Genomic DNA, 20,683 nt, shown 5'->3' with positions numbered 1-20,683 from the left:
GATTAAGGCAAAACACCTCTAAGGTCAAGATTTATTTTTTCTTGCCCCCAAGGAACTTTTTAAGGAAGTTTGAAACTCCTGCATCCGATGGAATATCAGTTTTTTCAATTCTGCCAACAATATGCTTTAGGCACACGGCAGGCTTTGAAGTCGGATTTATAATCATAAAAGGCTTTTGGCGTATAACGGAAGCCTGAACAACAGGATCGTCATAAACGAATCCGATATATTCAACCTTGTAATTCAAGAACTGCGCTACAATATTTATAATCAAATCTGAAATACGCTTTCCTTCATCAGAAGAATGAACTCTGTTTACAAGAAGCTTCAAATTTATCTGCCTGTGAAGAAGTTCTGTTGTGATTATTTTTATAATTCCGTAGGCATCAGTAATTGCAGTTGGCTCAGGAGTTGTAATTACATAGACCTCATCGGCGGCGGCAAGAAACTGAAGAACATTGTTTGAAATTCCGGCTCCAGTGTCTATTATGATAATGTCGGCATTTGAAAGAGAAGCAAATTCCTTTGCAAAATAGTCAAGCTCGTCATTTGAAAGATTTGCGATTTTAGAAAATCCGTTTGCGCCTGCAATAAACTTAAAGCCAAATTCCGTGTCCAGAATTATTTCGTTCATTGTTTTCTTGCGGTTTATCACGTGCATAAGATTGTACTGCGGAACAACGCTCAAAAGAACATTTACATTCGCCATTCCCAAGTCGCCATCAATAAGTATGACTTTTTTTCCAAGCTGGGAATATGCAATCGCCATGTTTACTGCGATATTAGTTTTTCCGACTCCGCCCTTTCCGCTTGTTATAGCAATTATTCTTGTTTTATGTGGAGCTGACGGCCTAGCGAAATTATCTTCATTCATAAGAGCGCGCAATTCTTTTGCCTGTTCTTCCATTTATATTCTCCTGTTGCCCTGATTCAATTTTTAGATTACTCTGCTTCTTTATCGGCAGTTCCGAACTTTTTTTCAATATGTTCTGCGTTGATTTTAAATCCTGAAAGATTTTTTAAGAACCACTTTGGATCTGCCCGCTGAATTGTATTCAATACATCCTGGCCTGTCGTAATCCAAGAAACAGGCTTGTTCTTTTCCGTCAAAACGCTTATAACACGGCCAAACGATGTGGTTTCGTCGCATTTTGTAACAATTATGCTTTTAAAATCAAATCCTTCGTAATTGCGGATTATATTTTCCAAGTCTTTCGCGCTCACTCCAGCTGTAATCGCAAGGTAAACATTTTCGTTTAAATTCTTGACATTTAAAATGGTGCGCATTTTCGCTATATTTTCATAATCATTCGGACTGTAGCCGCTTGTATCAATAAAAATATAGTCAGAATTAGAAACATAGCTGTCGCAAAGAATTTTCAAATCCTCAGAACTTTCAGCCTTGTCAACATTTACGTTTATAATTTCAGCCCACCGTTTAAGCTGCTCAATGGCGGCAACTCGCATCGTGTCTGTTGTAATCATGCGGATTCTAGGCGGATACTTATATTTTTCGCGGTTCTTTTTATAGTCGATTGAAATGCGGGAACTCATCTTTGCGACTGTAGTTGTTTTTCCAACGCCTGTAGGTCCGACAATTATAATAACTTGCGGCGCGGATTTTTTTTCTTCAAAAGCAATCGGAATGCTCTCTCCAATCCAGTCCGCCACACAAGTCTGAACGTAATCAAAATCGTCAAGCTCTTCAAGGCTGAATTCGTTTTTCATTCTGGAGCACATTTTTTTTATGTAGGACTTTGTAAATTCGTTTTCCTCAAGAAGCTCCTGAATCTTTAAAATTGAAGGATGTTCTTTTTCCGCAGAAGTAGCCTGAACAATTGTTTTCATCTGCTCCTGCATTTCATTTTTAAACTGGTCAAACTGCTTTGTGAGCTGCCCGATTTGAAGATTGTTTGTAACAGTTGGATTTACTTTTGTCAAAAATTCATCGCGCTTCTGCAAAAAAGAATCCTGATGAGAATGAATTAGAGGCGAAGAATTTTTAAGCGGAAGCCCGCCTGTTGAAGAAACTCTTGTGTAGCCAGAGCTTGCAGGATAATTGACTTTTCTTGTAAAAGTGGACTGATCCAAAGAAGAATTTGTAACTTGGTATCTTAAAACAATCTGCTCACGCTGAAAAAATCCAAGAAATCCTGCGGAAAGTCTAGTTTTGCAGCCAAGCACTTGAAAGTTTGTTCCATATTTATCGTAAAGTTTATCCATGCATTCATCGCGGGAACGACCAGTAATGCTTTGGACATTTGTGTTAAGCTCATTGTCAGCCATTTATTTCTCCAAGAGATTCAACTTTTATATTTGGCGAAGCTGCCATCACTTCGTTTATAGACAAAACTATTATTCCAGGCATTTCAAGTTCTGTAGAAGACTTTACAAGCCGGCGAACTTCAGACGGACACAAAATAATAGGAAGATAATTTCTTTCACGGACAGCGGCAACCGCATTGCTCATTGTAGAAATATAATTTCTTGCGTCAACAGGATCAAAAGCGACAATAGGACCTTTGCCCGGCATATCGGCTCTGTGGTCAAGAATTTTCTGGGCAAGGCTCTGCGAAAGATTAAGCACGTGAAGAACTTTGTTTTCATCCGCATATTGCTGGCAAATCTGCGCGCCAAGAGCTTCACGCACTTTTTCTGTAAGAGTCCAAGAATCGCGTGTAAGTTTTCCGTAGTCTCCCAAAGTTTCAAGAATAACAACCATGTTGCGGATGCTGACCTGCTCTTCAAGAAGATTTTTAAGAACGGCTTCAATTTCACCGTAAGAAAATCTGTGGTCGCCGGTTGTAACTTCATCAACAACAACAGGATTCGTTTTCTTGATTTCTTCAATAATCGCGCTGACACTCTGGCGGCTAAGAATTTTAGAAGCGTTGCGTCTTATAAGTTCCGTAAGATGAGTTGCAATTATAGTAGGAGCGTCAATCACCGCATATCCGGCTTTTTCAGCTTCAAGCCGCTTTGAATCAGGAAGCCAGATTGCATCCATTCCAAACGCAGGGTCTTTTGTTTTTTCTCCGACAATTTCTCTGTCTTTAGGAACATTTCCAGTGTTCAGGCACATAAAATGCCCAAGCTTAAGCCGTCCTCTTCCAGCTTCAATTCCGCGGATTTTAAACGAATATTCTTCCGGCGAAAGTTCCATTTGATCCATAATATGAATCGGCGGAATAACAAGTCCAAGGTCAAGAGCAGCTTCACGGCGGATTCTTTTTACACGCGACATAAGCTCCGCGCCTTTTTCATCATCAACAAGAGGAATGAGCGCATATCCAATTTCAAGTGAAAGGTCGTCTAGTTTTACAACAGGAGAAATTTCTTCAGGACCGCCATTTCCTTTTTGCGGAGAATTTTTTGCTTTTTCTGCTTCCACCGCCTTTTGCTCTTCTTCTTTTGTCTTTAAGCGCGAAAGCCGAGTGCCAACAAAAACAAACAAAATTCCAATCGGAACAAGAGTCGCAGTTGCTCCATTATGGAACGCAATTCCAAGAGCCGCCAATGTAGCTCCAACAATAACATAAATTGTTCCATTTGCAGAAAACTGCTCTTTGAGCTGATCTGAAAGCAAGTCGCCGTCGTTGCTTCCAGTAATCAAAAGTCCTGTTGAAAAAGAAAGCAACAAAGACGGAAGCTGAGACATAAGTCCGTCGCCAATCGTAAGTTTCGCATAGCTGTCAAGAGCGTCAGTTATAGAAGCGCCTGCCATTGTTCCAGTTACAATTCCGCCGATAAGGTTTACAACTGTAATGAAAATTCCAGCCTTTACGTTTCCGCTTACAAATTTAGAAGAACCGTCCATTGCAGAATAAAAGTCGATTTCCTGCCTAAGCTGATTGATTTTCCGCTCGCCTTCTTCTTCTGTGATAGAACCGTTGTTAATCTGATTCTGAATCGTAAACATCTTGTTGTTCATGGCATCCAAAGTAAAACGCGCCGTAACTTCAGAAACACGGTCCGCGCCTTTTGTAATTACAAGAACCTGAACAACAATCAAAATAATGAAAATTATAAATCCAATTAAAACTTTATCGCCAGCAACAATGTTCGCAAACGCCTGAACCATTTCGCTCTGTCCAGCCATGTGCCCGGAAGTTTTTACCGGATGAACAAGAATATTTCTAGTGGAAGAAATGTTTATCGCAAGACCAAAAATTGTTGTTATAAGGACGACCCGCGGAAACGATGTAAAATCCGCAGCACGCTTCATATAGATAACGGTCAAAAGAATTATAAAAGAAAGCGCAAGGTTTATAACCATTGCAAGGTCAATAAAAGCAGTTGGAAGCGGAATAAACATAAACAAAACAACGACGATAATGCCTACCGCCAGTGAATTGCGTAAAATAAAATTTAAAATACTACCGCTTGAGCCGCGCTTTTCCGCCATCGAGTCCCCACCCTAACTAAAAAGCTTCAATTTAGAAATATAATGTCTTTTTATTCTACAACAAAAAAAGGATTTTGAAAACGGCAAAAAGTAACTTTTAAGTGGATTTTTTGTTTCTTTCCTTATTCATAAAGCCAACCTGCGCATAAACAGCCGCAATAGCCCGCAAATAAGATGTAGGAATTATGTCGCCAACTTCTGTATCTGCGTAAAGTCCGCGGGCAAGAGGACGGTTTTCGATTATCGGAACATCATTTTCAGCGGCGATTTTTTTCATTGTCTGCGCGGTATTGTCAGTTCCTTTCGCAGTAATCATCGGCGCATCTTGCTGTTCCTGCTTCCACTGAAGGGAAACAGCATAATGCGTAGGGTTTGTAATTACAACATCAGACTCGCGGACAGCTTTCGGCATATTTTGTGAAAGCATTTCTTTTTGCGCGGATTCAAGCCTGCCTTTTACTTCCGGGTCGCCTTCACTTTCCTTGAATTCCTCTTTTACTTCCTGCTTGGTCATTTTCATCTGCTCTTTAAATTCCCTGCGCTGCATTACATAATCGAACACGCCGATTACAATCAGAATAACAGCAGAAACAACGAGCAGCTGGGCAACCATTCCAGAAACAGAACGCAACGCCAAATCAATTCCGCCAGCCTTTAAAAATCCGAGAGTCTTAGCCAAATCCAGCCGGATAAGAAGAACCGCGACCGCAACGATAATGGCAACTTTTAAAAGCGACTTTGCAATGTTAAAAAGCCCCATCATCGAAAACAAAGTCTTTTTAAAGTACTCGCCGAATTTAGGAACGATTTTTGAAAACTTTGGCTCTATTGTTTTTGTTGTAAAAATGAATCCTCTGTTCTGGACTAAATTTATTATGACGCCAGCAAGAATTCCTGCAAGCGACAAAGGAAGCACAATCGGAAGAAGATTCCGCAGAAAAATATAATAAAATCTTGCATCGTCAATTTTCTGGGCATTTACATTGTTAAAGTAAAAAATCATCATTTCGCAGATTTTGTTATAAAACCAAGGAGCCAGCAAAATAAGAACTGCGACAACAAAAAGGAACACAACAGTTCCGTTCAGCTCCTGGCTTTTTGCAACGCGACCTTCTTTTCTTGCTTTGCTGAGTTTCTGTTCCGAAGCTTCTTCTGTCTTGCCTTCATCTTCCGCGGCGAACCACTGCAAGTCAATCACTGTCCGCCTCCTTTAAGTCCGATAAAAAGCTTTTCGATTTCAAAAATTCCGCCTTTAAAGCAGCCTTCAAAAAACTCAATGAACTGCGGAACAAGAACAAAAATCAAAAAATATGCAGTCAGCATAAGAACAGGAAATCCTTCCGAAAGCAAATTCATCTGAGGAGCCGCCTTTGAAAGAATTCCGACCGTAACATTTATTAAAAAAAGAGACGCCATAACCGGCAGCGCAATAATCAGCGCGTCTTTAAAAAGCAAGGTAAGCGACTTCATCATAAATTCCGCAAGAAAACGCGAATTGTCTACTATTGAAATTGCGCTTATAACTTTGAAGCTTTCAGACATTCCTTTTAAAAGCAGCATCTGAAGCCAGTTGTTCTGCAAAAAAACAAGCATCGCCATAAAGTTGAAAAATTGTCCCATAAGCGGATTTTCAACTTGGCTAAGTGAATCGTAAACTTCGCTCGCGCTAAGTCCCATCTGGAACGCAAAAAACTGTCCGGCTGTACTGAACGAAGCAAAAATAATCTGCACAAAAAATCCAAGGATTATTCCAATCATCGCTTCACCGGCAAGCAGAAAAATATATTCAAGCGTAAAATTTCCTTCAGGTGAAATATAATTTTTATACGAAGAAAAAATTCCGTCCGTCAAAGAAATCTGCGGAAAAATAAAAAACGCCATGTAGCCTGCAAGCGCGATTTTTGCAGTTCTTGGAACAGTTCTTGAAGAAAAAAGCGGAAGCGTCATTATCGTGGCAAAGCATCTTACCGCAACAAAGAGAAAAACAGGCGCGTTAGAAACAATCCGCTCAAGCATTCTATCTTGCCATAGCCGGAATCAAATCGAGAATTCCGCGGAAATATTGAGCCAAAGAACTAAACATAAATCCGCCAAGCAAAGCAATTACAAAAAGAATCGTAAGGAACTTTGGCAAGAAAGTAAGTGTCTGCTCTTGAATCGAAGTTGTAGCCTGAAAAATCGCAACGATAAGTCCCACCAAAAGAGCCGCACCAAGAATAGGAGCGCACATAAGAAAAACCTGCAAAATTCCACCGCGAACTAAATTATTAATAAGATTCAACGACATAATTTCCTCCCATTCAAAAGCCGGATGTCAAAGTTTTTAACGCAAGACACTCACAAAAAGCTGCTGAGTCAAAAGATGCCAGCCGTCAACAAGAACAAAAAGCATAAGCTTGAACGGCATGGAAATTTGCACAGGCGGAAGCATCATCATTCCCATGCTCATAAGAATGCTTGCAACAACCATGTCAATTACAATAAACGGAATATATAGAAGAATTCCTATTTTAAATGCGACTGTAAGCTCATGCAGAATATAAGCTGGAATCAAAACATAAGTCGGAACATCGGAAGCATTAGCCGGACGCTCAAGCCCAGCCATTGTCATAAAAGTTCGAATGCTGTTTTTGTCGTTTCCCATCTGGCGGAACATAAAAATTCTTATAGGCGACTCTGCTTTTTCAATAGCTTCTGTCAAAGTAATTTCATTATTCGAAAGCGGCTGAAAAGAATCCGTGTAAATCTGCCTGAATGTCGGCCACATGCAGAAAAGCGTCATAAAAATTGCAATTCCATTCAGAACTGCGGTCGGCGGAACTTGCTGTAAAGAAAGCGCCCTTTTTATAAAGTCAAGGACAATCGAAAAGCGCAAAAAGCAAGTCATCAAAATAAAAATGCTCGGCGCAAGAGTTAAAAGTGTAAGAAGAAGCAAAAGCTGCACACTAAACGCAACTTCATTTCCAGAGCGAGGTGCTGTCGCGGAAAAACTCAAATTCGGAAAATCCAAGCCAGTTATTCGGCGGTTCATTTCTGTAGTTCCGCTAGAAGAGCCTTCTGGAAAATTATTCTGGCTTTGCGATGACAATGGAAAAAAGCAGCAAGTGCAAACTAAAAGCGCAACAGCGAATTTAAAAAAACGTTTTTTCAGCAAGAAAAGTTTTTTCATTTTTCTTCTCCGCCAACCATTTTGCCCTTCAAGGAATTTATAAGATCCATTGTGCCTTTGTCATAAGCTGATTTTTTTGCGGCCGGAATATTTTCCTTGGATTCCTCTTTTTTTCCGGGCATAAAAAGCTGAAGGATTTCTTCAAATGAACGCGGTTTCTTCGCATTGCTGTTCATGTCGGCATAGCGGTTCATCGCGTCAATTAAATCTTTGTCGTCAATTTCTTTTATAAGCGAAACGGAATTGTCAGAAACTCCAAGAATAAACGCCTTGTTCCAAAGACTTACAATTTGAACGGATTTTCCTTCGCCAAGACTTATAAACGAAACTTTGCGCAAAAAAACATCGTCTTCCGTAACCGGCTCAACGCCCATAGACTTGCGCATAAATTTGAACAAAAAATAAATCGCCGCAATTATGATTCCCAAAACAAGAATCATGCGCACAAAAATTCCGATTCCGCCGAAAGAGCCAGAAGAGCTAAAAGCATTTTCGCCTGAATCTCCAGAATCAGAATTTTCTGAAAAGTCTAATGAAATCTGAGAATTTTCAATTTGCGCGGAAGTAAGATTTTCGGAAGGAGACGAAGACTGCTGGGCAAAAGAAAGTCCGGCGCATAAAGCCAGCATTGCCGCTAAAATTTTTATTTTTGAATAATTCATTTTCCCACCCAAAGCAACAGACCATTTGCGTTATCCCCACCGCATTCCAAGCCTGCCGCTTTTATATTTGACGGAGCTTTTAAACTTCAATGAAATTCAAAAGCCCCTTGCAAATTTATTTTTACATAGATGAAGCCACATGTTCAAGAGACGGAAGAATTTCTGTAACACGAACACCGAAGTTCTCATCAATAACTACAACTTCGCCCTTGGCAATAGGCTTGTGGTTTACCAGAATATCAACAGGCTCACCGGCAAGCTTGTCAAGCTCGATGATTGTTCCCTCGCCAAGTCCCAGAATATCCTTGATTGTTTTCTTGGTGCGGCCAAGTTCGACCGTCATTTCCATGAAAACATCCATAATCAAGTTGATATTTCCCTGCTCGCTGCCGCCTACAGACTGCGAAAAATTCGGGAACTGCAATGACTGAACATTCGGAGGAGTCTGCATCTGCATTCCGCCCATCATTGAAGCGTTAGGCTGCATCTGCTGCATTCCCATCATGTTTCCACCCATCTGCATACCTCCCATCATCGCCGGATTAGGCTGCATCTGCTGCATTCCCATCATGTTTCCACCCATCTGCATTCCGCCCATCATTGGCTGCTGAGTAAATCCTGCGGAAGAAGAAGACATCTGCGGAGCGCCGCCCATAGCAGAAGTGCTATCCATTCCAGAATTTACAGATGCAGCTGGCTGTGAAGCAGGTTTTGAACCGCCGCCAAGAGCACGAGCCATTCCGTCAGCAGCAGAACCGCTTACAGCTTCCCACAAGGTAAACTGCTCGCCGCCAACAGTAACAGGATATGTAAAGCAAGCAAAAGTTCCTTGAGGCATACGAATCATTGCCTTTGGCTCTTTTACAGCTTCTGGTGGATTTGTTGCAAGTCCCGGAAGTTTTCCGCCTTTGCTAAGCTCTGTTATTTCCGCGCCCGAATGAGATGAAACTACTTCTGAAATTACAGAAAGTCCCATGTCATCAAGAGCAGGATTTTCCTCTTTGTTTATATATCCAACAAGCTTTGTCGCAAATTCCGGGGACATAAGGAAAAGATGGTCGCCGCTTAGTCCAGAAGAGAAGTCCGCCATTACAGCCACAGCTTCTTCCGGGAGCTTTGCAAGCAGCTGATCACGTCCAATCGCCTCAACAACAGGAGCCCCCGGAACAGTGTCCTTTTCGGTCATATTCTTAATGACTTCAGCAAGCTTGTCTTTTATAGTTCCAGCGAAATTCTGCAATGTTGGAACATCAATGTCAACCTCTGGAGCAGAATTAAACGAGCCGCCTGAACCAAGTCCGCCGACATCTACGCCGGACAGCAATGCATCGATTTCTTCCTGTGATATAGATCCTTCACTCATAGGTTATCGTCTCCTTCTGGTGTTAATTCTTCAAAATTTTCAGTTTCCTGCTCGTCGATTTTTTCAATAATCTGAACGGCAACCTTTTTCCCGACAACGCCAGGCTGACAGTAGAATTTCTTCTTGCTGCCCACACTTAATGTAAGCGGCTCTCCAACCTTTATAGTGTTAAGCCTTATAACATCGCCTGTCCTAAGGCTTAGAACATCTCTAATAGGAACATTTATCGAACCAATGTCCGCAACAAGCTCCATCTCAACATCCGCAAGTTTTTCCTTGAGAGTTCCAAGGTACTGAGTTGTGGAGCTTCTTCTAACTGAACTGAACCAGAAAGAAGACGAAAGTTTTGAAACAATCGGCTCAATCGTTATATAAGGAATACAGATATTCATCATACCCGCTTCCTCACCTATTTTTATTTCCAAAGTAACAAGGATGACCATTTCGCTCGGAGGAACAATTTGGGCAAACTGCGGATTTGTTTCAATCTGCTGAAGACGCGGGCGCAAGTCTATAACCTGAGTCCAAGCTTCTCTCATGTTCGCCAAAATGCGGACGATGATTCCTTCCATAACAGACTGCTCAATATCTGTAAGGTCGCGGTTTACTTTTCCGCCTGTATCTCCAGAGCCGCCAAAAAGACGGTCAATTATTATAAATGTAATTTCAGGAGCAATTTCAAGAACTGCGTTTCCTTTTAAAGGATCCATGTTTATTACAGCCAAAGTTGTAGGCGTTGGAATAGAACGAATGAATTCCTCGTAAGTCAGCTGGTCTACGGAAGCAACATGGACATGAACCAAAGTACGCAGCTGGGCAGAAAGGCTTGTTGTTGTAAGACGCGCAAAAGTTTCGTGCATATTGGAAACCGTGCGAATCTGCTCCTTTGAAAATTTATCAGGACGGCGGAAGTCGTAGATTTTTATACGCCTGGTATCGGTAACCGGCTTAAATTCATCTGCTTCGCTTTCGCCAGTGCTTATAGCCTGAAGGAGCTGGTCAATTTCATCCTGTGACAGAACTTCATTCATGTCTCATTCCACCTTTTTTCAGCTTACTGCTGAACAACATCCTTTCCTGTAAAACGAACATCGCGTATTCTGGAGTTGCTTAAAATATCATCGTTTATCTGGTCGCGGATTTGCTGTCTTAGAACTTCCTCATTCTGCGGACGCAAATCTTCAACAGTCTGCTCTGAAAAAAATCTTCTCAAAAAGTCAATGATTTCAATACGGCGCTCTGTGATTTCAGTTGAAGCCGCCTTGTCCTCCTTTTTGTAGCCAAGCGCAATTGTAACGCTCACACTCGCCGGAACAGGATCGCTTGTTGATGTGCGAATCTGATCCAAAGAAGTGTACCAGTCATAAGATTCTCTTTTTACAGTATATTCCTCGCTGATTGGAATTGACTGTGAAGGTGTTTTTCCGCCTTTATTTAAAATAGCAGTTGTAACAACTACGATAGTAACAATGAAAATTACAGCAGCAACACCAATCAAAATAAATTTCAAAAGCTGAGGAAACGCGCCTTTTATTCCGCTCTTTTTTCCTGTTGAAACTTCAGCTCCGATGTCATCGCCCAAGTCGTCTGCATTGCTTTCGTCTGCCATAAAGTCCTCCCGGATTTTAAAATCTTCTCGTTATTTATATCGGAATTTTTAAATTTTATCTTAGAAGAAATTGAAAAATAAGCATTTCTGCTAAAAATGTCCGTCATCAAGAACAATCACATCCACACGGCGGTTGTAAGCGCGGCCTTCCGCAGTGTCATTGCTAAGCTTAGGACGAGTGTCCGCGTATCCTGCAATAGAAAACTGCTTTTCATCTACGCCAAAATCCGCAAGATAATGCAAGACATTTGCCGCCCGCGCCGCAGAAAGTTCCCAGTTGCTTGGATAAATGCTTGAAGCTGGAACAGGCTTGTTGTCCGTGTGTCCTTCAATGCGCCATCTTCTGCCTGCGACTTCCGGGGAAGCAAAAAATTTCGCAAGGTTAAGCAAAGTTCCCCTAGCCTCTTCAATGTTAAGTTCCGCGCTGCCTTCCTCAAAAAAAGCATCGGATGCAAGAGAAATTACAAGTCCGCGTTCATCGCTGGTTATAGTTATTTTATTTGATTTTACTTCCGGCGCAAAACTTGAAATCGCCTTTTTCATAGCAGGACCCAAAGCCCGGCCTTTCTCTATAGAAGGAAGAGAACTGACAACGTTTCCCAAGTTAGCAAGGCTACCGGGACTTACTGAAATTCCGCCGCCCGGATTATTATTTGAAAGCGAAGCCTGCAAAGCCGCCATTTGAACTGCGTCTGATTCAGAAGGGTCGTAAAGCATAACGAAAAAGCAGAGCATGAGAGTAATCATGTCTCCGTAAGTACCCATCCAGGCGGTTGACGGTTTTTCTGGTTCTTTTTTTTCTCTTTTTGCCATTGAAAAACTCCCCAAGCCTAGTCTTTCAGGATGTCGGACTCAATTGCCTTGCGGGATTTTGGATCCAAATATGTAAGAAGCTTTTGACCAAGAATACGAGGGTTGTCTCCAGCCTGAATTGAAAGGATTCCTTCAAGAACCATTTCCTTTACATTCATTTCGTTTCCATTCTGCATAATGAGCTTCTGAGCCAAAGGACCAAAAAGCCAGTTCGCAAGCATAGACCCATACAAAGTTGTAATAAGAGCAACCGCCATGTTAGGACCAAGCGCACTTTTGTCTTCAAGGTTTCTTAACATACCAATAAGACCAATAACGGTTCCCATCATTCCGTAACCAGGAGCAAAACCAGCCCACTGAATAACAACGTTAATCCAGGCCATGTGGCGGCTTTCTGCCTGAGCCATTTCATTTTCAAGAATAGAGCGGATTGCGCTTCCGTCGTTTCCGTCTACCATAAGACGCAAGCCTTCTTTTAGGAACGGATCGTCAAGGTCGTCAAGTCCTTCTTCAAGAGCAAGAATTCCTTCGCGGCGGGCTTTTTCACTAAGGGCAACCATATTCTGAACTGTTGTTTTTTCTCCGTAGTCATAAGTTTTAAAAGCCCTTCCCATAATGCCAAAAAGACCGATAATCTGATTCATAGGGGCGCAAATCCACAAAGAAAAATAAGATCCGCCAATAGTTACGAAAATTGATGGAATATCTATAATACCCATAATGGATCCGCCGGACGTAAAAACACCAACTGCCATCATTGCAAGTCCGCCAAAGAATCCTATCAGAGTAGCTAAATCCATTTTTTCCTCCCGCTCGCGCAAGAATCAAAGTTCCTGCATACCTATTTTTTTTCTATATACAACAATTCGTTCTATGATTTCTTCTGGAGATTCTTTTACAACAATTTTTTTGCCTGAAAGAAGAGCAAGCGTAACATCAGGATTTTGTTCCATAGATTCAATCTGGTGCGGATTGACCCAGTATTTCTTTCCGTTCAGACGCGTTACTTCAATCATAATATACTATAATGAACTGTAAAATGTGAATCGTCAAGTATTTTAGACTATTTTTGGCGTAAAAACAAGAGAAAGCGGAATTTTTAAATTGACTCAAACTGTCAGAACTGAAAAAAACTGCTAAAGAACTTTGCTTCCGTTCGCCATAAGCTTAAAACGGCAGTCAAAAAATTCCGCGGCTTTTCTGCACATGAGCATTCGCGCTAAGAAAATATCAAAGTAGTCGCACATTGTGCAAATGTTCTCGTCAATCTGAAGATTCAGGGAAATCTGACCTTTTTCGTGGTTTATCTTTAAAGTCGAATTTTCAACTGCAAAATTAACGCGGTCATGTATGTCGAATGCAGATTTTTCCTTTGTTCTTACGCGGTTTCGCCTTACATCCGTTTTGTCGGCGATTATTAGGGCTGCGGAAACTTTGTCGAACGCTCCTCCAGTTGACTCGTCATGATTTGCAATGCACGAAACAATTTCAATTCTGTCTTCGCAAGAAAAATCAAGCTTGCCAAGAATTTCATTTGCAAGAAGTCCGCCGTATTCTGCGTGGTGATTTCTGTTCAGAGCATTTCCAATGTCGTGCATATATCCAGCTATTTTTGCAAGCTCAATCTTTTCTTTTGATTCTCCGAATTCCTGCAAAATAAATCCTGCACGTTCAGAAACCAAGGCGCAATGTCCAGGGCCATGGTCTGTAAAACCAAGATTCCCTAAAATTTCATTTCCTTTGTTCAAAAACGCATTTATTTCTGTGTTCTTTTTTATTTCTTCAACTGTCATATCATATATTATAGAAAACATTTGTTAAAAAAGCATTAAATCAGAAATTATTCCTTCAAAAAATAATAATAATCTGTTAGAGGCGCGCAAAAATTCTTGAACTTCCTTTTGAATAATTGTAAATTTCAGCCATGAAAACAAAAATCCTTGTAATTGAAGATGTTCCAGAAATGGCAGAGCTGATTTGCATGTACTTGAACAACGCGGATTTTGAATCGCTGGCATTTGACACAGCAGAAAAAGCTCTTGAAAAATTAAACACAGGATATTCGCCTGCTCTGGTAATTCTGGATTTAAATCTTCCTGGAATGAGCGGATTTGACTTTTTAAAGGCTTTCAGAAAAAACTACAAAGCGACAATCCCAGTTATCATAGTTTCTGCGCGGGATGCTGATGAAGACATAATAGAAGGGCTTGGATTTGGCGCGGATGAATTTGTAACAAAGCCATTCAGTCCGAAAGTTCTAGTTGCAAGAGTTCAGTCCAAGCTCGCGCGTCTTTGCGCAACAGAAGCTTCCGTGGAAGAAACAATAAATTTCGGTTCCTACACTCTTTACTGCAACAGCTGCATTCTAAAAAAAGGAGCTGAAAAAATTCCGCTTTCAACAAAAGAATATGAAGTTCTTGAATACCTTGTAAAAAACAACAGCAAGCCAGCAACTCCAGAACAAGTCTTCAATGCGGTATGGAAAACTCCATTCGGAGACATGACGGCGGTTGGAGTTTATGTTCAAAGACTAAGAAAAAAAATTGAAGAAAATCCTGCAAATCCAAAATATATAAAGACAGTTTTTGGAATGGGCTACCAGTTCAGCATGGAAAACAATGAATGAAAATTAAAAATCAAATTTCGCTTTTAATCACGGGAATTTTAATACTTCCAACTTTGTGCATGATTCTTTTTCCAATTTACACGTATTACAATTCCCCGCGAAGATTTTTGATGAAAGGCTACAAGGAAATCAGAAAAATAAACGAGGCGAATCTTTCGGAAAGCGACTGGAACCAGATTCAAAACTATATTGAAAAAATTCCGCCGGACGTTCAGATTTTAGTTTTTTACAACTCAAAGGTTATTCTTTCTACAATTCCAGAATTAAAGACGGGAAGCACGCACAATCCCAAGGAACTTTTTGATTTTGTGCAGACAACAAATTCCACTTACGACTATCAGTTTCAGTCTTTCTTTCTTGAAGAGCAACAAAAAGAAGCGCGCGACGGAAGCCACAAAAACAAAGGTCTGATTATAAGCAGATTCGATGCAAAAGGAAAAAGCTCGCTGAAAAGAATTCCAAAATTCATGATGCACATTTTTTTTGTTGTGCTTGTTTTTGAAACATTGTCAATCACGGTGATTATTTTAATTGCAAAGTCGGTTTCAAATTCAATAGAAATAATTCAAAAGGCAACACAAAAAATCGCAAACGGAGAACTTGACACAAAGCTTGAAATTTCAGGCAGAAGAAACTCAAACGAAATTTTGCAGCTCGCGGAAGACTTGGAGCGCATGAGAAAAGCGTTAAAGGAAAATCTTGAACGCCGCTCACGTTTTATAATGGGAATAAGCCACGACTTGAGAACGCCGGTCGCGCTGATAAAAGGATATTCCGAAGCGGTTTCAGATGGAATTGTAAACAGCATTGACGACATAAAAAAATCAGTTTCAATAATAAACACAAAAGCCGGACTGCTTGAGTCAATGATAAATGATTTAATCAACTATGTAAAAATGGACAACACAGAATGGAAAAAAACTTTAAGACCTGTTGAACTGAAATTATTTTTAAAGGATTTTGCTGCAAACATGGAAGGCGCCGCAGAATTGTACAAGCGGAAAATTTCAAGTTCAATAGAAATCGAAGAGCAGCAAGTTCTTATGGACAAAAATCTTTTTACACGCGCTTTGGAAAATATCTACGGAAACGCTCTGCGCTACACAAATGACGGAGACTCAATTTCACTTGAAGCAAAAAAGAATTCACTTGGGAAAATTGAAATTTCAATAAGCGACACTGGAGTTGGAATTCCAGAAGAAGATTTGGAAAAAGTTTTTGAGCTGTTCTTCCGCGCCTCAAATTCCCGGCGTGAAAATGGAATGGGAATAGGACTTTCTGTAGTCAAGTCAATTATAGACAGCCACGGCTGGAGCATAAATGTAAAATCCAAGCCGAACCAAGGAACAACTTTTACAATAACACTGAACTAAGAAAACTTGAAATTATTTGCTTTATTTTTTCTTTGTCGTCAGCATCAACAATGCAAGCTCCGGGAATTCCGCGCATAAATGTGTATTGTTTTTTTGCATAACGATGGCTGTTGAATTTTATTTTTTCTTTTATTTGCTCCACGGAAAGACCTTCAATAAAAAACTCGCTATAGCCAATGGCTTTCATTGCAGGAGAATCTTTTGTAAGCCCTGATTTCTTCAACGCCTCAACTTCCTGCGCAAGTCCTGCTTCAAACATTTTTTCCACACGCAAATCAATGCGCTTGTAAAGTTCTTCTCTGCTGCGATTTAAAATCAGCGTGCAAAAATTATATTGCTTTCTAAGTTCGCAAGGAAGACTGAACGAGCTTAAAGGTTTTCCGCATGAATAAAAAATTTCAAGGGCGCGGCAAATTCTATATTCGTCATTTATATTTATTTTTTTTGCGCTCACAGGATCTACAATTTTCAGCTCGGCATACAAACTTTCTTTTCCTAAATCGGAAAGTTTTTGTTTTATCTGCGCTCTGATTTCCGGGCGACTTTCTGGAGTTGACGGCGAGCCTAGCAAAAAATTTCTTATATAAAAACCAGTTCCGCCAATCACCAAAGGAATTTTTTTTCTGCTCCAAATTTGCGCGCACAAAGAATCTGCGGACTCAAGAAAGTTTCCAAGCCCGAACTGTTCCTGCGGACTGGCAACATCAATAAGGTGAAAAGGAATTTCCTGCTGTTCTTCTTTTGTAGGCTTGGCAGTTCCAATATCAAGCCCTTTGTAAACCGCCTGGCTGTCTGCGCTTATGACTTCCGCTTTTCCTTTAAAAACAAAAGAACTGCTTTTGCCGAACAAGTCTTCAGCCAAAGCAGTTTTTCCGCAAGCAGTTGGTGCAAAAACAACAATTACTGGAATCAATTTTTAATCAATGCAAAAAAACAAAATTAGCGTGCCGGAGCTTCAATAGCGTATTTAACTTCACCAGAAAAAAGCTGACGAGCCGCAAGACTTACAACTTTTCCGTCATTGTCTTCTACAAGCTCAGAAACAGCAGGATCTTCTATCATGGCAAGTTTTGCAAGCTGATATGCACGGCGGCTAGCAGCAACAGTAATGGCGTACATTCCGCCTTTGAATTTAGCAAGTTCTTCAAGTGGAAAAATCATAGTTTACCCCTCACAAAAAGTGAAATAATTATATCAAAAAATGCAGGCATAGTCAAACAAATACAAAAAAAGCTGAACAGACGAGGGTTCATCTGTCCAGCTAAGGTTGGGTTATGAATTAGAGGTTCTAAAGAAATTGCTTTCTAAAGATTCCTAGTTCAACTAAATTAGCGTTTCAAACCTAAAACAGTTTCAAGCATTGAATCTCCAGTTTGAATTGTCTTTGCGTTCGATTCAAATCCACGCTGAGTTACAATCATGTCTGTGAGCTGCTCTGTAAGGTCAACGTTTGACATTTCCAAAGTTCCAGAAAGCATGCTTCCTTTTCCCTGAGTTCCGCTTTCGCCGATGTTCGCCATTCCAGAGTTGATTGATTCCGCGTAAGTGTTGTCGCCTTTCTTTTCAAGACCGCCCTGGTTTGTAAAACTTGCCATTGCGACTTGTCCGATTGTGCGGACAGAACCATTTGAATAAACGCCTGTAATTATTCCAGACTGGTCAATCTTAAAGTTGTCAAGATAGCCGAGTTTGTAGCCGTCCTGATAGTTTGCTTTTGTTGTAGATTTTGAAGCTGCCTGAGTAATCGTGTTTTCCATTGAGCCGATTGTTCCAAGGTTCAAGTTGAAAGTCTGGCGGTATGGATTTCCGTTTGCATCAGCATTTGAATCAGCGACAGCATAAGAAGCCTGAAGAACAATTTCGCCCTGAGGATTAGACTGATTTCCTGCGCTGTCAACCACAGACTGAAGTTTGCCTGTGTTGTCAAAATTCAAAGTGTAAGTATTCTGCACGCCGTCTGTTGTTCCAAAGCCGATTCTTGTCTGAGTAAATTCAGCGTTGTCCGGGTCAACATTTACAGTAACTGTCCACTGGTTTGGGTTTCCCGGAACTTTTGCAAAATTCATCTGAACCTGATGAGCGTTTCCGTAAGTATCATAAATGTCAATTTCTGTCTGCCAAGTTCCTTCAATAACCTGATCCGCAGTCGGATTTTCCGGGATTTCAGGTGTGTTCTTGTTAAGGTTGCAGAAATATCTTACATTTTCTGTTGCTTTAGGCGGGTCTTTCTGGCCAACTGGAATCACCAAGTCTGTAGGAGTTGCTGAAGTGCGCACAACCTGACGACCATTCACACCTTCTGCCATCCAGCCCTGAACACGAAGTCCGTTAGCAGGATTTACAAGAGTTCCGTTTGAGTCTGTTCCAAAAACACCTGCGCGTGAATAGAAAGTTTCATCTCCGTTTTTAAGAACAAAGAATCCGTTTCCCTGAATCGCAAGGTCGGTTGTGTTTCCTGTTGTCTGAAGGTTTCCCTGTGTAAAGATTGTGTCAATTGTAGCAACACTCATTCCAAGTCCGACTTCCTTAGGATTTACACCGCCCACTTCTTCTGTAGGACGAGCGGCACCGTTAATCTGCTGGCTTATCATGTCCTGAAAAGTAGCGCGGCCTTTTTTAAATCCATAAGTGTTTACATTGGAAATGTTGTTTCCAATTACATCCATTCTTGTCTGGTGATTCTGCAAGCCCGAAACGCCTGCATAAAGTGATCTCATCATAAATTTACCCTCTTATGATTTTTTATAGAGTTCCCCAACCTGAACTCATTCTCCGTAAACTGCGGAGATTTGTTTCATATCATAATACATATTGTTTACACGAACCTGCGGATTCGCTCCGTAAGTTACGGCTTCAACAACTCCAGTTGTCTTTGTGTCGCCAAGCGCAATGTCAACAGTTTTTCCGATTGTTCCCACAGCCTGTGAAGAAACAAGCATCGAATTCATCTTTGCAAATTCCTGATTCATATTTGTCATCTGCTCAAGAGAACTGAACTGAGCCATCTGCGCAATGAACTCTGTATTTTCCATAGGAGAAGTAGGATCCTGATTTGAAAGCTGAGTAATCAAAAGCTTAAGGAAATCATCCTTTCCCAAGTCGCGCTGAACTTTTCTTCCTTCAATCGTAATTGACTTGTTGAAAGAATCTACCTGCATATTCAGCTTTGCCATTTCCTGATCGCTAAGCCTTGTATTCAACTGAATTCCGTCCATCTTTTACTCCTATGCAACAACGCTGATTTTTCTGTCAGAATCCGCGCTATATGCAGCTTGCGAAGAAGCCGCTCCTGAAATTTCAGCGGAAGACGTATAATCACCGTAAACTTTGTTAGAAAAGAACTGTTCGCTGCTCTGCTGCCGTTCTCCCTGCGCAAATGAGCCGGAAGAAGTGTCGGCATAGCTAAGACTTAAATTTGCATTTTCAAATCCGCTGTTTTGAAAAGCCTGCTTTAAAGTCTCAAGGTTTTGTTTAAAAGCCTCGAAAGCTTCTTTGCTGTTTACAGTAATCTGCCCTGTAATCACATTATCGGAAAGATGAAGATTTATTTTAACATTTCCTAAATTTTCTGGCTTTAAAATCATGTTTATTGAGCCGGAATTGTTGTCCTGCAAAACAATGTTTCCAGCGCGTGCAAAATCAGGCGCATTAAACTGAATCTGCTGAGAAAGCATCTGCTGGAAAGTAGAGCCGGAAGCTCCTGCGCTCTGGTTGTTTGAAGCAAGAATGTTCTGCTTTGCATTTTCAGAAAGTGAAAGCGAAAGATTCAGGCTGTTGTCCTGCTCTGAATAGTCAGATTTCATCTCGGATTTAAAGTCAGCAATTTTCTGTTCAACGGAACGTTCGTCTGTAACTGTAAAAATATTTTCAAAAAGCGACGGCACTTCTTTTGCGCCATTATCATCGGAAGAAGAAAGCTCAAGCTTGAAAAAATCAGTTTTCTTTTCGCCGGATTCTAAAGAAATTCCAAGCTGGGAAAGTTCCGCGGAATTCTGCAAAGCTGCAATTTCATCTGGAGTAGATTGCAAAGACGCAAGCATAGACTTTTCATCAGAAGAAGAAAAATGCCCGGCAAGTTTTGTGGTTTCTAAAAACTTTTCAGGCTCGTCAACTGAAAGATTCTGCGCCGCCTGCAAATTCTGCATTTCGTTCAACGGAAGGAAAAAATTGTTTTCAGCTGAAAAATCATCAGTTTTATTTTCTAAAGAAAAATCTTCAGAACGCAAAAACGCAAGCTGCTCGCTAGAAGGCAAAATTTCAGAAATAGAATCAGAAGAAAGTTCACTTTGAAAATCTAAATTAACAAAAGATTCTTCCTGCACAGAAGGTTCTTGAACAACCGCAAACGAAGCAAAAACAGCCGAGGAAGAATTTTGAATTTCCGTGCTAGATTTTTCTTCTACGGAATTTGCAGCTGGCTCATCAGAAGCCTTTGAAACTTTTTGAACTTTTTCTTTGGAAGGAGAATTGTCTGCCCGATCTTTTCTTGAAGCGGATTCCACCATTTCTTTAAATGACGGCTCTCTGTCTTCAGATTTTGCAGTCGGAATTTTCTTTACAGAAACATCGCGTTCCTGCTGTGGATTTACAATCTGTAAACTTAATGCCTGCATGGGCAACCTCCGGATTCTATAAACACCGGCGCGCCGCATTAACAGGCAAT

General features: G+C 40.8%; 22 protein-coding genes. 2 read left to right on the top strand and 20 right to left on the bottom strand.

What is annotated here, in order from left to right:
• Positions 1-31: 31 nt before the first annotated feature.
• The 15 genes from Q0H92_RS04305 to Q0H92_RS04235 all read right to left on the bottom strand — a co-directional run bounded on the left by Q0H92_RS04305 (position 32) and on the right by Q0H92_RS04235 (position 13,814).
• The gene (locus Q0H92_RS04305) at positions 32-907 is read right to left on the bottom strand and encodes a MinD/ParA family protein (protein WP_296012310.1); all 876 of its coding nucleotides are present in this window, start codon (positions 905-907) and stop codon (positions 32-34) included.
• A gap of 35 nt (positions 908-942) precedes the next feature.
• Positions 943-2,286, bottom strand: coding sequence for a hypothetical protein (locus Q0H92_RS04300; RefSeq protein ID WP_296012307.1), 1,344 nt, complete (start codon positions 2,284-2,286; stop codon positions 943-945).
• The gene (locus Q0H92_RS04295; RefSeq protein ID WP_296012306.1) at positions 2,279-4,405 is read right to left on the bottom strand and encodes a flagellar biosynthesis protein FlhA; all 2,127 of its coding nucleotides are present in this window, start codon (positions 4,403-4,405) and stop codon (positions 2,279-2,281) included. The genes Q0H92_RS04300 and Q0H92_RS04295 overlap by 8 nt, the downstream gene beginning before the upstream one ends.
• Before the next feature lie 97 nt (positions 4,406-4,502).
• On the bottom strand, positions 4,503-5,603 hold the full coding sequence (gene flhB, locus Q0H92_RS04290) for a flagellar biosynthesis protein FlhB (protein WP_365920454.1): 1,101 nt from the start codon (positions 5,601-5,603) through the stop codon (positions 4,503-4,505).
• A complete protein-coding gene (gene fliR / locus Q0H92_RS04285; protein ID WP_296012304.1) occupies positions 5,600-6,421 on the bottom strand; it encodes a flagellar biosynthetic protein FliR in 822 nt (273 codons plus the stop codon). The genes flhB and fliR overlap by 4 nt, the downstream gene beginning before the upstream one ends.
• A 1-nt stretch (position 6,422) precedes the next feature.
• Entirely contained in the window at positions 6,423-6,692 is a 270-nt protein-coding gene (fliQ, locus tag Q0H92_RS04280) for a flagellar biosynthesis protein FliQ (RefSeq protein ID WP_288984883.1), read from the bottom strand.
• Between the two features lie 36 nt (positions 6,693-6,728).
• The gene (gene fliP / locus Q0H92_RS04275) at positions 6,729-7,574 is read right to left on the bottom strand and encodes a flagellar type III secretion system pore protein FliP (RefSeq protein WP_296012298.1); all 846 of its coding nucleotides are present in this window, start codon (positions 7,572-7,574) and stop codon (positions 6,729-6,731) included.
• A complete protein-coding gene (locus Q0H92_RS04270) occupies positions 7,571-8,236 on the bottom strand; it encodes a flagellar biosynthetic protein FliO (protein WP_296012296.1) in 666 nt (221 codons plus the stop codon). The genes fliP and Q0H92_RS04270 overlap by 4 nt, the downstream gene beginning before the upstream one ends.
• Positions 8,237-8,357: 121 nt before the next feature.
• Positions 8,358-9,599: a flagellar motor switch protein FliN gene (gene fliN / locus Q0H92_RS04265; RefSeq protein WP_296012295.1), complete on the bottom strand. Its 1,242-nt coding sequence runs from the start codon at positions 9,597-9,599 to the stop codon at positions 8,358-8,360.
• Entirely contained in the window at positions 9,596-10,630 is a 1,035-nt protein-coding gene (gene fliM / locus Q0H92_RS04260; protein WP_013701725.1) for a flagellar motor switch protein FliM, read from the bottom strand. Before fliM ends, fliN begins: the two co-directional genes overlap by 4 nt.
• Positions 10,631-10,653: 23 nt before the next feature.
• On the bottom strand, positions 10,654-11,208 hold the full coding sequence (locus tag Q0H92_RS04255; RefSeq protein WP_013701726.1) for a flagellar basal body-associated FliL family protein: 555 nt from the start codon (positions 11,206-11,208) through the stop codon (positions 10,654-10,656).
• A gap of 90 nt (positions 11,209-11,298) precedes the next feature.
• Positions 11,299-12,021 carry a flagellar motor protein MotB gene (gene motB / locus Q0H92_RS04250; protein WP_296012293.1) on the bottom strand — a complete coding sequence of 241 codons (723 nt, stop codon included), beginning with the start codon at positions 12,019-12,021 and terminating at the stop codon, positions 11,299-11,301.
• Positions 12,022-12,038: 17 nt separating this feature from the next.
• The gene (locus Q0H92_RS04245; RefSeq protein WP_296012291.1) at positions 12,039-12,821 is read right to left on the bottom strand and encodes a motility protein A; all 783 of its coding nucleotides are present in this window, start codon (positions 12,819-12,821) and stop codon (positions 12,039-12,041) included.
• A 24-nt stretch (positions 12,822-12,845) separates the two neighbouring features.
• Positions 12,846-13,037, bottom strand: coding sequence for a flagellar FlbD family protein (locus Q0H92_RS04240; protein WP_296012289.1), 192 nt, complete (start codon positions 13,035-13,037; stop codon positions 12,846-12,848).
• Between the two features lie 120 nt (positions 13,038-13,157).
• Positions 13,158-13,814, bottom strand: coding sequence for an HD domain-containing protein (locus tag Q0H92_RS04235; RefSeq protein ID WP_296012286.1), 657 nt, complete (start codon positions 13,812-13,814; stop codon positions 13,158-13,160).
• A gap of 131 nt (positions 13,815-13,945) precedes the next feature.
• Here Q0H92_RS04235 and Q0H92_RS04230 point away from each other — a divergent pair, with 131 nt between their 5' ends.
• Complete coding sequence (locus tag Q0H92_RS04230) at positions 13,946-14,647, top strand: response regulator transcription factor (RefSeq protein ID WP_296012284.1); 702 nt, start codon at positions 13,946-13,948, stop codon at positions 14,645-14,647.
• Positions 14,644-16,020 carry a HAMP domain-containing sensor histidine kinase gene (locus Q0H92_RS04225; protein ID WP_296012283.1) on the top strand — a complete coding sequence of 459 codons (1,377 nt, stop codon included), beginning with the start codon at positions 14,644-14,646 and terminating at the stop codon, positions 16,018-16,020. Before Q0H92_RS04230 ends, Q0H92_RS04225 begins: the two co-directional genes overlap by 4 nt.
• Here Q0H92_RS04225 and miaA read toward each other — a convergent pair.
• The 5 genes from miaA to Q0H92_RS04200 all read right to left on the bottom strand — a co-directional run bounded on the left by miaA (position 16,001) and on the right by Q0H92_RS04200 (position 20,633).
• On the bottom strand, positions 16,001-16,933 hold the full coding sequence (gene miaA / locus Q0H92_RS04220) for a tRNA (adenosine(37)-N6)-dimethylallyltransferase MiaA (protein WP_296012280.1): 933 nt from the start codon (positions 16,931-16,933) through the stop codon (positions 16,001-16,003). The genes Q0H92_RS04225 and miaA overlap by 20 nt on opposite strands.
• Before the next feature lie 26 nt (positions 16,934-16,959).
• Positions 16,960-17,181: a DNA-directed RNA polymerase subunit omega gene (locus Q0H92_RS04215; RefSeq protein ID WP_288605425.1), complete on the bottom strand. Its 222-nt coding sequence runs from the start codon at positions 17,179-17,181 to the stop codon at positions 16,960-16,962.
• 167 nt (positions 17,182-17,348) lie between these two features.
• Positions 17,349-18,740, bottom strand: coding sequence for a flagellar hook protein FlgE (gene flgE, locus Q0H92_RS04210; protein WP_296012278.1), 1,392 nt, complete (start codon positions 18,738-18,740; stop codon positions 17,349-17,351).
• A 45-nt stretch (positions 18,741-18,785) separates the two neighbouring features.
• Positions 18,786-19,235 carry a flagellar hook assembly protein FlgD gene (gene flgD / locus Q0H92_RS04205; RefSeq protein WP_288605426.1) on the bottom strand — a complete coding sequence of 150 codons (450 nt, stop codon included), beginning with the start codon at positions 19,233-19,235 and terminating at the stop codon, positions 18,786-18,788.
• Positions 19,236-19,244: 9 nt separating this feature from the next.
• Positions 19,245-20,633 carry a flagellar hook-length control protein FliK gene (locus Q0H92_RS04200; RefSeq protein WP_296012276.1) on the bottom strand — a complete coding sequence of 463 codons (1,389 nt, stop codon included), beginning with the start codon at positions 20,631-20,633 and terminating at the stop codon, positions 19,245-19,247.
• Between the last annotated feature and the right edge of the window lie 50 nt (positions 20,634-20,683).

The organism is uncultured Treponema sp., assembly GCF_934725225.1.
Taxonomy (GTDB): Bacteria; Spirochaetota; Spirochaetia; order Treponematales; family Treponemataceae; genus Treponema_D.
This window is presented reverse-complemented; position numbering and strand designations above follow the sequence as displayed.